This is a genomic window from Aerococcus sp. HMSC23C02, from assembly GCF_001806805.1.
Lineage (GTDB): Bacteria > Bacillota > Bacilli > Lactobacillales > Aerococcaceae > Aerococcus > Aerococcus sanguinicola.
In genome coordinates, this window is record NZ_KV786060.1 from 402288 (window position 1) to 416667 (window position 14380).

At 45.2% G+C, this 14380-nt stretch carries 11 protein-coding genes; 1 reads left to right on the forward strand and 10 read right to left on the reverse strand.

All coding sequences use genetic code 11. From position 1 onward, the window contains the following. Nucleotides 1-382 precede the first annotated feature (382 nt). The 9 genes from HMPREF3090_RS08555 to HMPREF3090_RS08595 all read right to left on the reverse strand — a co-directional run bounded on the left by HMPREF3090_RS08555 (nt 383) and on the right by HMPREF3090_RS08595 (nt 13188). Nucleotides 383-1777 (reverse strand): sugar transferase, encoded by a 1395-nt coding sequence (locus HMPREF3090_RS08555; protein ID WP_070486463.1) that lies wholly within the window; start codon nt 1775-1777, stop codon nt 383-385. Between the two features lie 130 nt (nt 1778-1907). Further along, complete coding sequence (locus tag HMPREF3090_RS08560; RefSeq protein WP_067974492.1) at nt 1908-3254, reverse strand: hypothetical protein; 1347 nt, start codon at nt 3252-3254, stop codon at nt 1908-1910. A gap of 335 nt (nt 3255-3589) precedes the next feature. Further along, nucleotides 3590-5101: an ABC transporter substrate-binding protein/permease gene (locus HMPREF3090_RS08565; protein WP_230080801.1), complete on the reverse strand. Its 1512-nt coding sequence runs from the start codon at nt 5099-5101 to the stop codon at nt 3590-3592. Beyond that, nucleotides 5101-6339, reverse strand: a complete 1239-nt coding sequence (locus HMPREF3090_RS08570; protein WP_067974485.1) for an argininosuccinate synthase — start codon at nt 6337-6339, stop codon at nt 5101-5103. The genes HMPREF3090_RS08565 and HMPREF3090_RS08570 overlap by 1 nt, the downstream gene beginning before the upstream one ends. A gap of 335 nt (nt 6340-6674) precedes the next feature. Further along, entirely contained in the window at nt 6675-8054 is a 1380-nt protein-coding gene (gene argH, locus HMPREF3090_RS08575) for an argininosuccinate lyase (RefSeq protein ID WP_067974482.1), read from the reverse strand. A 647-nt stretch (nt 8055-8701) separates the two neighbouring features. Then, nucleotides 8702-10111, reverse strand: a complete 1410-nt coding sequence (locus HMPREF3090_RS08580) for an aldehyde dehydrogenase family protein (protein WP_067974478.1) — start codon at nt 10109-10111, stop codon at nt 8702-8704. A 136-nt stretch (nt 10112-10247) separates the two neighbouring features. Next, nucleotides 10248-10799, reverse strand: a complete 552-nt coding sequence (locus HMPREF3090_RS08585; RefSeq protein ID WP_067974474.1) for an NADPH-dependent FMN reductase — start codon at nt 10797-10799, stop codon at nt 10248-10250. Between the two features lie 429 nt (nt 10800-11228). Beyond that, entirely contained in the window at nt 11229-12854 is a 1626-nt protein-coding gene (groL, locus tag HMPREF3090_RS08590; RefSeq protein ID WP_067974471.1) for a chaperonin GroEL, read from the reverse strand. A gap of 61 nt (nt 12855-12915) precedes the next feature. Further along, a complete protein-coding gene (locus HMPREF3090_RS08595; RefSeq protein ID WP_067974468.1) occupies nt 12916-13188 on the reverse strand; it encodes a co-chaperone GroES in 273 nt (90 codons plus the stop codon). A 248-nt stretch (nt 13189-13436) separates the two neighbouring features. Here HMPREF3090_RS08595 and HMPREF3090_RS08600 point away from each other — a divergent pair, with 248 nt between their 5' ends. Beyond that, nucleotides 13437-13631: a hypothetical protein gene (locus HMPREF3090_RS08600; RefSeq protein WP_067974465.1), complete on the forward strand. Its 195-nt coding sequence runs from the start codon at nt 13437-13439 to the stop codon at nt 13629-13631. A gap of 103 nt (nt 13632-13734) precedes the next feature. Here the strand turns inward: HMPREF3090_RS08600 and HMPREF3090_RS08605 are convergent, their stop codons facing one another. Beyond that, nucleotides 13735-14361, reverse strand: a complete 627-nt coding sequence (locus HMPREF3090_RS08605) for a redox-sensing transcriptional repressor Rex (RefSeq protein ID WP_101603602.1) — start codon at nt 14359-14361, stop codon at nt 13735-13737. Nucleotides 14362-14380: the final 19 nt, after the last annotated feature.

The window sequence follows — 14380 nt, forward strand, 5'->3', positions numbered from 1 at the left end:
AGTAACGGCTGACGCCGACTATCCGTAATTCACAACGCTTGATTTTTCATGGTTAACGATCAACTTCAAAGTTCCACTACTGCTCACAAGTAACTAATATCAAAACTTTTCTTTAATTACTAACCACTAAACCTGAAACGGAGATAGTCAAATAGAAGCGATAAATACTTAAAAAAGCTACTGCTTTCTTTTTTATTGACGTTACAAGATTTTGGATTTCTCTTTAATGAACAAAAGATAAACAATCACCTTAGTTATCACCCTTTTAGTCGGGTTCAGTCAAGCAGAAGTGGCTCCTCTTCACAAAAATCTTTCGAAGTCTTTCAGACTTCTCCAGTTTTTTTGCTCCAGAGATCCCTTTCTAACGCATCCTCTCACACCCTTAGTCTATGACTTGGATGTTCATTTTTTGGATGGCTTCGCGGTCTACGACTTGTTTGCTTTCTTCGTCTACTCCGGAAGAGGAGACCTTGTCGAAGAGAATTTTGATCGTCTGTAATAGGATCTTGAAGTCTAGGATAATGGAATAAGTCTTGATATAGATCAAGTCAAAGTTGAGCTTACTGTTAAAGTCCGTCGCATACTTGCCGTAGACCTGGGCATAACCGGTTAGGCCAGCTGGTACATTATGGCGGAGGTAATAGTGAGGGGTTTGTTCTTGGAATTGCTCAACAAAGAAGGGACGTTCAGGACGTGGCCCCACTAGAGACATATCTCCATTCAAGATATTGAATAATTGAGGCAACTCATCGATACGCAGGGAGCGCAGGTACTTTCCGATTCCTGTGATTCTTGCATCATTTTTGGTTGCAATCACAGGTCCTGTGCTGTCCTCCGCGGTCGCTGTCATCGTCCGGAACTTATAGATTTCAAATTCGCGGTTGCCCTTGGTAATCCGCGTCTGCCGGTAAAAGACGGGGCCTTTAGAGGTGAGCTTCACTAAGAGGGCCGTTACCAGCATGATCGGGGAAGCAATGATCAAAAGGACAAGGGAAACGATAATATCCAAGAGGCGCTTAATCAGGGCCTGGTCTGCTGGAATCTTGAAGTCAGAGGTTTCAATAATCGACTCATCTTCAAAGTTCATGATATTAGGGTTAACCATGACTAAGTTTTCAAACTTGGAGTTAAGGAAGAGCTTCTTATCTTCCGCCATCAAGAGAGAATAGAGGCGGAGTTTTTCCTCTTCTTCAATCTGTGAAGCTAGGTAAACAATATCAAATTCATCCAAACGAGCTTTCACGTTCTCATAGTAGTGGTCGATCACCACATGGGTCACGATATGCCGGGTAGACTTAGACGACTTAAAATTATAGATGGCTGGGAAAACTTCTTCCTCCTCACCTACAATCATCACCCGCTTATTGCTGGCATAGCGGCGGTACATACTAAAGACTAGAGCCCGGAAGGCATAGATCAAGAGGGTTGACACAAAAAAGTCAATCAAAATCACTGAGCGGGGGAAGGCAAACCAACGCCCCACGAAACTCAAGACCATGGCAACCACAGCCAATAAGGCCTGGATAATCAAGGTGATAAAGAAAATATCCCCCTTGGACTTATTGTAGAGGACATAGATCCCGAACAATAAGTTAAAGACAATAAAGATAATTAAAATCCACGGAATCGCCCCCTGGAAAGCTTGGAAATTGCGTAAGGGAACGTAACGGCCATAGCGGATAAAGAATGAAATAAAATAAGATATCAGTAAGATCAGGGCCTCAGTTGCCCCAATAATGACCCGATACCAATTGGTCCATTCGCCGTTTCTTTGCATAATGATCCTCCTAAGAAAAAGGGACGGTTCAAACCGCCCCTCAAGCTGTTCTACTATATGGTATCTTAGCATAATTCCCATAGTTCAAGCAGCTATTTATCAAATATTTTCAAATTATTAAAAATTAAACTTAGCTAGCAGCAGCACCTGTCTCGGCGTTTCCACCTTCAACACTACCGCCTTGGTCAGCTGTTCCACCATTGTTTGGATTAGCTGGAGCTGGCGTTTCAGGTTGTGGTTCTGGTGATGGTTGTGGGTTCGTCGCTCCGCCTTGATTTGTAGAAGAAGGTGAAGACGTTGATGGGCTGGCTGAGCCTTGGTTTGGATTCAGCGGTTGAGAAGAGACGGCAGAAGAGCTGGCGCTTGGCTTAGTTTCTTCTTTTTTGCCCCCGTTATTGTTTGAGTTGGCATTATTTTCTTGCTTGCTTGGTGCCTTGCTTTCCTCTTGCTTCTTGTCATCCTTCTTGTCGTTATTGTTGTTTTGATTTTGACGATTATTATTGTTGTTTGCGTTATTATTATTAGAAGCTGGACGAGAGCTTGGCGGGGTCACACGTTGGCTGCCCCGGTTGCCCACATTTTGACTTTGGTTGCGGTTAGATTGGGTCGCTTGTTGACGCGCTTCATTCGCTTGTTTTTGGAGACGATCGCTCCGTTCACGGGCTTGGTCTTGGGCCTTCTTAGCTTCTTCTTCTAACTTCTTAATTTGATCTTGTGAAGCACCAGACTTGCGGGCTTGGTCAATTTCAGCTTGGCTGATCCGTTCCGTTAAGTCTTCATCTACTTGACTGATCATATCTAACATCTTGGCGGTCACATAAGGATTTTCTTCCTTCTCAGCTTCCTCACGCAACTTATCCAATTCTTTTTGTAAGTCTTCATGTTTTAAAGACTTATCAGATTTCAAGTCGTTTAAGGTCTTAGTAAATTTCTCGAACTTGTCAGCTTGTTCTTCAGCTGTCTTCACAAGGTCAGCTAGCGTCCCGTAGAGGCCATCTTCCTTAGATTCCAAGGCAGCTTTATGTTGGTTTTTAACCTTATCAACATCAGCCTTCTTCAAGCCATCCTTGATAATGACCCATTTTTGTAAGGTTGCCCCATTGAGCGGCTGCTTGTCCTTGGTCTTTTCAAAGAGATTGTTGGTCGCATTTTGGACATCATAGCGTTTTTGGACATCTTCCAAATCGCCTTGTAATTGCCCCTTAATCCCTTCTTCATCCTTCAAGTTAGCCACATCTTCTTTAGCCGCTTCGATATCTTCTTGACTGATATCTTCAGCTAAGAACATCTTTGCTTCATCAAAGTAGAGATCGGCGACAGCTTTCTCTGCCCCACTCTCCTTGTGGTCTTCAATAGCGGTTTGAACAGGTTCCTGCTGCAAGGCGGCATAGACGCCCACGCCCCCAATCAAGAAGAGAGATACGGCGACAACTAAAACTCTTTGCCAATTGAACTTTTTCTTCTTATTCTTCTTCAAGTCAATCTCCTCCGTTAATATTTATCGCAATATTATATCTACACTACGATAGCATGTTTCATTTTTCAATGCAAAAGTATTCCCGATTTGTAACCAATTTTTAAAGAAGTTAACAAGTCAAGCGACTGTAAATAGCAAAAAAACTGGGACCAGGCCCAGTTTTTTGTTTGATTCAAAAATTCTGTTTGAGATACTTGCTCTTGCTCGCACTCTGTTTAGTCGGATTCGAGGATGCGGAAAGGGAGTGACTTCAACAAAGTGGAACAATCGGCTAAAGCCGCTTTTAGCCTCTTTGCCTCCAGTCATCCCTTTTGGAACGCCTGTGCTCACACCCATTAATTATACTTCGCGTTCATTTGTTTTTCGTAATGGTTCAAGAGCTTGGTTAAGGCATAGGTGATAATGAAGTAGATCACCATGGAGATAAAGAGTGGGATAATGCCTTGGTAAGTCTGGCTGGTAACGGCCCGGGTTTGGAAGGTTAATTCGGCTACCCCAATGGTCGATACAATAGAAGATTCCTTAATCAAGGTCACGAATTCGTTCCCTAATGAAGGCCAAATGGAGCGCAGGGATTGTGGGAAGATAATCTTCCGCAAAGTTGTCTTGTAGTCCAAACCGAGAGACCGAGCGGCTTCCGCCTGGCCTTTAGGAACGGACTGGAGGCCCCCACGGATAATCTCACAAATATAGGCTCCTGAGTTGAGGGAAACAGCAATCAAACCAGCCACCAATGGGCTAATACCGAGTAAGCCCCCAACCCCCAGGAAGATAAAGAGAACTTGGATCATCAGAGGTGTTCCCCGAACAAATTCGACATAGGCTCCTGCAATACCAGAGAGAAATTTCAGGTTAGAAATCCGCATCACGGCAAGGAGGGAGCCTAGGATCATCCCGAAGACAATCGATAGGATGGAGATTAAGAGGGTCATCTTAATGCCGTCCCAGAAGAAAGGCCAATACTGCATCCAGTCCACATTGTCGGTATCGGCTAATTGGTCCGCGGCTTCATCCGCCCATTGGTTGACCAAGTCTTGTTCAACCACTTCATCAATCGTATGGTTGATCGCTTCCCCTAGGCTCGGTTGGTTCTCGGGAATAACGACCGCCTTGCCATCATTTTCTTCCCGTGGGACTTTAGCGTCGACATAAGTCAACTGGTCATTGCCCTTGGTCGCAGTCCGGGCCATAATTTCATCAACTAAGACCCCATCGACTTGCTTGGTTCCTAGGGCACTGAGCAGGTCAGGAACCTGTTGCATGGTAAGGAGTTTAGCTTTAGGCATATGGGCCTTAGCCAGGTCTTCTTGGTAAGACCCCTGTTGGACCCCCACCACCGTTCCTTCTACGAAACTATCCTTATCTTTGAGTCTGTCCGTATCATCTTTGCGGATAACAAGGGATTGGCCAGCATTCTCGTAGGGTTTGGTGAAGTCTACGGACTTATCCCGTTCCTCGGTATAGGTCATCCCTGAGATAATCATATCGATGTTGCCGGTTTCTAGTGAGGACATCAGGCTGGAGAATTCCATATTTACAATTTCCAGCTTAACGCCGAGGTCATCAGCAAACTTTTCCGCTAGGGAGATATCGATTCCCTTGGTTTTGTTCTCGCCACCTTCACGAGTCAAGAACTCAAAGGGTGGATAATCAGGGCTGACACCTAGCTTAATGACGCCCCGCTTCTTAATTTCATCGAGTAATTGGTCGTTGCCTGCTACTTGCCCCGATGCCGCTGGCTGGTCTTCAGCCGCTTGGACCAAGGCCCCCGTTCCCGCCAATAGTGGGCTAAAGGCGAGGACAAAGGCCATGAGGACCTGCAGGCTATACTTAAATAGTTTTTTCATTAAATTTTGCCGTCCTTTTTCCATTCTTTTTCAGCAAGTACCCGTGCGGTTTGTGGAAGTCCGAAGAGCTTAATGAAACCTTCAGCATCATTTTGGTTGTAGATATCATCTTCGTCAAAGGTTGCGAGTTCTTCATTATAAAGGGAGTAAGGGCTGGTAGTTCCCGCATCAATGACATTGCCCTTGTAAAGCTCTAACTTGACTTGGCCAGTGACGTGTTTTTGGGTTTCATCCACAAACTGTTGGAGGGCCTTGCGTAGAGGTGAATTCCACAAGCCATTATACACTAATTCCGCATATTTATGGGCAAGGACTTGTTTAAACTGTAAGGTATCGCGGTCTAAACATAATTCTTCCAATTTTTCATGGGCATGGTAGATGATGTGGCCACCTGGTGTTTCATAAACGCCCCGAGACTTCATGCCGACGAGACGGTTTTCAACAATATCGAGGATGCCAATCCCATTGGCTCCGCCAAGTTCGTTTAATTTTTCAACTAAGGCGATAGGATCCAATTTTTCACCATCCACAGCGACAGGGTTCCCTGCTTCAAAATCGATGGTCACATAGGTGCTCTCATCTGGTGCTTGTTGAGGTGACACCCCTAATTCTAAGATATCATCTAGTTTAGGCTGCTGGCTAGGATCTTCCAAGTCCAAGCCTTCATGGGAGAGGTGCCAGAGGTTTTCATCCTTAGAATAATTCGTCTCACGGGTGATCGGTAGCGGAACGTTGTGCGCTTCGGCATAGTCAAACGCGTCTTCCCGGGATTGAATATCCCAGATCCGCCATGGGGCAATAATTTGAATGGTTGGATCGAATTCACGCAAGCCGAGCTCGAAACGCACTTGGTCATTCCCCTTACCGGTACAGCCATGGACGATGGTATCGCAGCCTTCTTCATGGGCGATTTCAATCATCCGCTTGGCAATCAGTGGACGCGCATAGGCAGTCCCTAAGAGATACTTGCCTTCATACTTAGCCCCAGCCCGCATGGCAGGATAGATATAATCTGTAATAAATTCTTCGCGGAGGTCTTCGACATATAATTTAGAAGCCCCGCAATTGACAGCTTTCTTCTTTAAATATTCATAGTCTTCTTCTTGGCCGACATTAGCGGTCATCCCGATCACTTCAACGTCATCCCCATAAGTTTCCTTGATCCAAGGAATAATGACGGAAGTATCCAAACCACCTGAATACGCCATTAAAACCTTCTTTACTTCCTTCTCTGCCATTTATATACTCCTCCTTAAATATAAAAAAACCGCCTCTTCCAATCTGAAGAGGCGGAGTTAATAAGCATCCACGGTACCACTCTACTTGCTGGCAAAGCCAACATCTCTAGCCGATTAACGCTCGGACACGGACTAGTTTATCTTATCTAGTCGAGCTTATGCGGCGCGCTTCACACAGTCTTCAGACAGGCCTTCCACCACCACCTGCTCGCTTTACTCAGGGACTTTGCTACTCTTCCGCATCTCTTTTATGAGAGTACTTTAATTTAATTGTTATTATATCACGGCTATATCAAATGTCAACTGAACTTTGCTAAATTATTTTAGGACTTATCCTAAGACCGCTCGAGGGCTTGGCAGAGGGCTTGGGCATGTTCTTCTACCCGTTCAGGGGCTGGCCCACCCAGAACATTACGCCGGTAGACGCAGGCTTTCAAGTCGATTGCGTCAAAGATATCTTCTTCAAAGTCATCCGCATAGCGCTTATAGTCTTCCAAGGAGAGGTCTTCTAGGGTTAGGTTCTTTTCGCTGCAATATTGAAGGATGTTACCGGTAATTTGGTAGGCATCACGGAAGGGCATTCCCTTAGCAGCCAAATAGTCGGCGCAGTCTGTCGCATTCAAGAAGCCTTGACCACAAGCAGCATACATGGCATCCACATCCACAATCGTTGCTTCCAACATGGCAGGTAGGAGGCTCACCATCATCTTCATGGTATCGATAGCGTCGAAGAGGGCTTCTTTTTCCTCCTGCATATCCTTGTTATAGGCGAGAGGGAGGCCCTTCATCAGGGTAAGAACGTTAACGAGGTCGCCATAGACCCGCCCCGTCTTTCCGCGCATCAATTCATGGATATCGGCATTCTTCTTCTGGGGCATAATGGATGACCCGGTTGAGAAGGAATCTTTCAGGTGAATGAAATGAAACTCCTGACTGGCCCAAAGAATCGTCTCTTCCGCATACCGGCTGAGATGCATGGCCAGAATCGAGAGGGCACTCAGCATTTCAATACTGTAATCACGGTCAGAAACCGCATCCAAACTATTGGCCGATGGGGTCAAGAAGTCCAAGAGTTCCGTCGTTAAATCGCGGTTCAAGGGGAAAGAAGAGGTCGCCAAGGCACCAGCCCCCAGTGGCATGGTTAAATCAATCCGCTTACCCACATCCTGCAAGCGGCCATAGTCCCGCAGAAGCATTTCCGCATAGGCCATCAAATAGTGGCCATAAGTAATGGGTTGGGCCCGCTGTAGGTGGGTATAGCCCGGCATGATGCTTTCCGTATGCTGGAGGGCCTTCTTAGCAAAGCCCAGCATGGCATCCTCCAAGAGGCTGCAGAGGACCTCAATCTCATCTCGAACATAGATCTTCAGGGCGGTGGCAACCTGGTCGTTCCGGCTTCGGCCGGTGTGAACCTTCTTGCCTGTATTCCCTAAGCGCCGGGTCAATTCCGCTTCAATAAAACTATGGACATCTTCTTCCTCATAGTCAATGGCTAGCTTGCCGTCACGGTAGTCTTCTCGCATCTGCCCCAGTTCCTGGTAGAGCGCCTCCGCTTCCGCTTCTTCAATAATTCCCTGGGCCCCCAGCATCTTTGCGTGGGCCATTGAACCCTGCAGGTCAGCATCCAGCAGTCTATCATCCACTTGAATTGATTGATTAAATTGATAAGCCGCTTCTGACATCGCGTCATGAAAGTCATTCGACCAAATTGCCATCTTTGCCACTCCATTCTTTTTAAGTCTTATGCTTAATCATAAACAAAGTTCGGCCCAGGTGCAAGATTGATTGAGAAAAGCTGCTTAAAGAATCCTATTTGCCAGCAGCTACAAGTGAAAAGCCATTATAAAAGGCCCCAACTTCTACTTCAGTTGGAGCCTTGGGATAGAAAGGGTTTGGTCTGGCAGAAGTGGCTCCTCTTCACAAAGCGTCGCCGAAGACTTTTAGTTTTCTTTGTCGCTTTGCTCCAGAGGTTCACTTCTGACCGCGCTCCCTCACACCCTTATCTAGTCGGGTTCGCAGTTGCAGACTTGAAGTGACTTCACCCAATCGGAACGATCGGCTAAAGCCGCTCTTTTTCGCTTGGGCTCCAGTCATCCAAGTCTGGGCGCAACTGCTCACACCCTTTAGTCGGGTTCAGGCTAGCAGAAATAGCTCCTCTTCACAAAGATCCGCCGAAGACTTGCAGTCTTCTCTGGCTCTTGGCTCCAGAGGTCTATTTCTCCCGCTAGCCTTCACACCCTTTCCTAGTTGGGTTCGACTTGGCAAACTCGGAGTGATTTCACAATTAAGAAACGAGCGAATGCTTCGCTCTTATTCTTAATTGCTCCAATCATCCGAGTCTAACCGCCAAGTCTCACACCCTTTAATTTTCAAAGATGGCTTTGATTTCGACGTAGTCTTCTAGGCCGTAGTAGCCTTTTTCGCGGCCTAAGCCAGACATTTTGTAGCCGCCGAATGGTGCTTGGTCGCTGCCTGGGTTGTCGTTGACGAAGACGTTACCTGTCCGCAATTGGCGGGCTACTGCCTTGGCTTCTTCTTCTGGACCAACGACAGCGCCAGAGAGGCCATAAGGGGAGTCATTGGCTTGTTTGATGGCGTCTTCTGTGTCGGTATAGGTCAGCACGCAGAGGACAGGGCCAAAGATTTCTTCTTGGGCGATGGTCATATCATTAGTCACATTGACAAAGACCGTTGGATCCACATAGTAGCCTGTCCGGTCAACTTTACCCCCGCCTACCAAGACTTCAGCACCTTCTGCCTTACCTTTTTCGATATAGTCTTCAACGGTCTCTTTTTGCTTGGCGGAAACCATGGGGCCAACTTTGGTTGCTTCATCGGCTGGGTCATCGAGGACCACTTCCTTGTCATAGAAGTCTTTGATAGCCGTCTTATAGTCTTCCAATTCATCTTCTGGGACAAAGAGACGGGTCAAGGCTGCACAAGTCTGCCCTTGGTTATCGAGGACAGTGTTCATCGACTTAGCCACAGCGAGTTCCTTGTCGCCGCCTTTGAGGGCAATAAGAGCAGACTTACCGCCGAGTTCAAGGACGAGGCGCTTGATACTACCACTCGCCTTATCGTAGAGACCGCGACCGACTTCGGTTGACCCGGTAAAGGAAATAATAGCGACATCCTCATGACCAGCGAGAAGGTCTCCGGCCTCACTCCCCCGTCCAGTAATCAAGTTAACGACCCCTTTAGGCAGGCCAGCTTCTTCAATAATTTCCATGAATTTAATGGCTGTGAGGGGGGTATCCGAGGCTGGTTTAACCACGATAGTATTACCAGTTAAAAGAGCTGGAGTGAGCTTACGTTGGATCTGGTTCAAAGGATAATTCCATGGCGTAATGCAGGCAACCACTCCTGATCCTTCTTTAATAACAGTCGCCGTATCGTAACGTTCTTCGAAGTTGAAGCGGTCCAAGGCCTTGAGACTTCCTTCCAATTCCCCGATCGATTTGCGCACCTGGTTATCCCGGGAAAAAGCCTTGCTGGCGCCCATCTCTTCAACCACAATATCGACTAATTCTTCCTTATGCGCTTTAAGGCCTTCAAGCACCTTCTCTAAGTAGGCCTTGCGTTCATCTACAGCTAAGCCATTCCAAGACGGAAAAGCAGCCTTAGCTGCAGCCACTGCATTGTCCACATCTTCGGCATTACTGGTTGGAACTTGGGCGATCACTTCTTCACTTGTTGGATTAATTACATCGGTATATTGACCAGACTTGCTGTCTACCCATTCACCGTTAATATAGTTTTGATAGGTCTTCATCAAAAAAGCCTCCTTCAGCTTGCTGTTAAGGGTTTACAGTTCCCATTATCAAGTAATTGACTGGAGAATTCAAGTCAGAGGGGTCCAAAAAAGCTCCCCGAAATCAGGGAGCTTGAGGTCTAAATTGAAACTTAGTTTAGATAAATTTTCCTGCGAATTCAGCGAAGGCTTTACCAGCACTTGCTAAGAATTCTTTGGTATCTTCTGCTGTAATTTCACCGTTTTCACCGATGTAATCAGCAGAGTTTCCAATGTAAAGTTCAGGTTGTTGCATAACTGGCATATCTAAGAAAACTAAAGATTGACGGAGGGTATGGTTAGCGATAGCACCACCGATACCTGCTGGTGATTGTGATGCAACAAGAGCTGGCTTGCCTTCCCAAACGCTTGAACCATATGGACGAGAACCTAAGTCGATCGCATTCTTCAAGCTCGCTGGAATGCTACGGTTGTGTTCAGGAGTCACGAAGATAATCGCATCTTGAGCACGCACTTCATCACGGAAACGCGTATATTCAGCAGGTTGTTCAGCTGCTTCATCATAGTCTTGGCTATAGAGTGGAAGGTCAGCTGTTTCGATAAAGGTCACTTCAGCGTCACTTGGTAAACCTGCCACTAATCCTTTTGCAATGGCTTCAGAAAATGAATTCTTACGAATTGATCCTAAAACTACACCATATTTTGCCATAAAATAAATCTCCTTCTTTCTTTTATACTTTTGACTTAACAACTTATCTTATACTTCTATGATAATAGTTCAGTTTCGAAACTTCAAGGCAAACGACTCGAAAAAAGATTTTTTGTTGGTATTTAAGATCACATTTTTATTTCTAGAATTAAAGAATAAGCAATTTTTCTTTAATCAGCTAATCTTGAGCAGGAGTGGAGCTTTGAATTTGATCGTTAGCCATGTCTAAGCAAGCAATGTGAATTACGTATAGTAGGCGTTAGCCGTACTAGACGTTTGAAGCTCGCTAGGCGAGAGACCTTGGCTCGAGCCGGTGCCATGGCTTTTTAACGATCAAATTCAAAAGCGGAACGTATGCTCAGCAACGCAGCTTAAAAAAGAAGCAAGAACCCCCTTGCGAGAGTTCTTGCTTCTTCTTTAATCAGCGGCTTAGTACATGCCACCAGCCATAGCACTTGGATCAACTGCTGGTGCTTCAGGTTCTGGCTTATCCGCAACAACACTTTCTGTTGAGAGGATAAGACCGGCAACTGAGCCAGCATTTTGTAGGGCTGAACGGGTTACCTTAGTTGGGTCAACAATCCCTGCTTCAATCATATCTACCCATTCATTGTTTTGGGCATTGAAACCAATACCTTGGTCTTTAGAACGGAGGCGTTCCACAATAACTGAACCTTCTAAGCCAGCATTTTCAACAATTTGGCGGAGAGGTTCTTCTAAGGCGCGTGCCACGATACGTGCACCTGTGGCAGCGTCACCTTCCAGCGCTTCTGTTGCTTTTTCAACTTTATCTTGAACATTCATGAGAGCAGTCCCCCCACCAGCAACGATACCTTCTTCAACCGCTGCACGGGTCGCATTCAAGGCATCTTCAATGCGGAGTTTACGTTCTTTTTGTTCAGATTCAGTTGCAGCACCGACTTTAACAACGGCTACCCCACCAGCTAATTTAGCTAAGCGTTCTTGGAGTTTTTCACGGTCATAGTCAGATGTGCTTTCTTCGATTTGTTTACGGATTAAGGCAATACGTTGTTCTAATTGTTCCTTATTGCCGCCACCTTCAACAACTGTGGTATGGTCCTTGGTTACAGTAACGCTACCAGCCTTACCTAAGTGGTTGATGGTTGCGTCTTTCAATTCTAAGCCGAGATCTTCAGAGATCACTTGCCCCCCCGTTAGGACAGCTAAGTCTTCTAGCATTTCTTTACGACGGTCGCCGAAACCTGGTGCTTTAACAGCAACTACATTCATGGTCCCGCGTAATTTGTTCAGTACTAGGGTTGGAAGAGCTTCCCCATCCACATCATCAGCAATTAAGAGCAGTGGGCTACCTTGTTGTAAGATTTGTTCAAGGAGAGGAAGGATATCTTGGATATTTGAAATCTTACGGTCTGTTAAGAGAATGTATGGATTTTCCAAGCTGGCTTCCATTTTTTCATTGTCTGTTACCATATATTGGGAGAGGTAACCGCGGTCGAATTCCATCCCTTCAACCACGTCTAAGGTCGTATCGATAGACTTAGAGTCTTCAATGGTAATCACACCATCTTCGCCAACCTTGCCCATAGCTTCAGCAATCAGCTTGCCGACTTCTTGGTCACCAGAAGAGATCGCAGCAACGTTAGCAATGGCATCTTGAGATTCCACTTGAACAGAGTTTTCCTTCAAGCCTTCAACAGCTGTCCGGATTGCTTCGTCGATCCCGCGGCGAACGCCAACAGGGTTAGCACCAGCGGTCACATTCTTCAAGCCTTCACGAACAATGGCCTGGGTTAGGATCGTTGCAGTGGTGGTTCCGTCACCAGCTACATCATTGGTCTTAGAAGCTACTTCAGCGACTAATTTAGCCCCCATGTTTTCGAAGTGGTCTTCTAATTCGATATCTTTAGCAATGGTTACCCCATCATTAGTGATCAATGGTGAGCCATAGCTTTGTTCGAGGACAACGTTACGTCCCTTAGGCCCTAAGGTAATCTTCACCGTATTCGCTAACTTGTCCACACCACGCACTAAAGCTTGACGGGCATCTTCTGAAAATTTAATATCTTTTGCCATTAAAATTCATGCTCCTCTCGATACACAAGTAATGATTCAATCTTTAAATTTAATTTTTGATCTAGTCTTCAATAACAGCGACAATATCTTTCGCTTTTAAGATGAGGTATTTTTCACCAGCATATTCCACTTCATTGCCGGCATATTTTTCAAATAAGACAAGGTCATCTTTCTTAACTGGACTTGTGAAATCTTCTGTTTCATCAGCAACTGCAATAACACGTCCCACTTGGGATTTTTCTTGGGCTGCAGATGGTAGTATAATACCAGACGTTGTTTTTTCTTCTTGTTCTTCAAGCTGAACAATCACACGTTCATTTAAAGGTTTTAACATAATTCACATTCCTCCATCAGTTCCAAAAAACAATTCACTTTTTATCGTTAGCACTCACAACTTCCAAGTGCTAACTTACATTTATTATCTTAAAACATTTTATTTTAGAATGCAAGTCTTTTGTTGACTTTTTTGACCTTTTAGTTTTTCTTTAAATTTTTCCGCCAAAATAGCTGATCTCACTTGTCTTTTAGCCATATTTTCGTTACATTACATATTACGATGCAAGATTAAAAAGGAGTGTTGCTATGTCTTTACAATCACTAGTCATGAATATTGTGCTAAAAATCATCCTTGCTGGCCTCTTCCTCTCCCTGGCTATTTCAATGGTCAGTGAAAACGGTTGGTCCTTCCTTCCCTTCATTAATATTCTCTTAGCAAGCCACGATATCTTCCAAAGTATCCAGTTAATTCGAGCCTACCGAAGAATCAAAAACCTATAAACCAGGTAAGTGGTCTTAAAAGAAATTAATCGAAAAGTGCCTCAAAGAGAGCTATTTCGCTCCTTTGAGGCACTTTTTTGATCACTTATATTAAGCTGATTTCTTAATGGTGGGTCACATAATAAATCAAAGTCTGTAATTCATTGGCTAAATCCACAGTCTGAACAAACATGTCTTTAGGCACATTGAGCCGACTAGCTGAGAAGTTTAATATTCCCTTGACTCCAGCTTCTTCAAGTTGTGGCACCACGCTTTGGGCGGCATGACTAGGGACCGCTAGAATGACAATATCAATTTGACGGGCTTCTAGCTGGTCGACGATCTCGTCCATGCTGTAGATTGGCACCCCTTCGTGGATCTTACCGACCTTCTCTGGATCAATATCGAAAGCTGCATTAATATGAACATTATTAGATTGCTTAAAGTTATAAGAAATTAAGGCATTCCCCAAATTCCCCACACCGATCAGAGCGACCATGGTGAGCTGGTCTTGGCTCAGTAGGCGGCTGAAAAATTCAATTAAATGATCAATTTCATAACCATAGCCCCGTTTGCCCAAAGTACCAAAATAAGAAAAATCACGTCGGATGGTAGCACTGTCGACTTTTACTGCATCAGAAATCTGTTCGGAAGAGACACGATCCATCCCCATTGCCTTGAAATTCTTCAAGCAACGGTAGTAGATTGATAAGCGCTTAGCTGTTGCCTTTGGTATCTTTTTCACTAGAATCCCCCCTGTTTGTTCAATT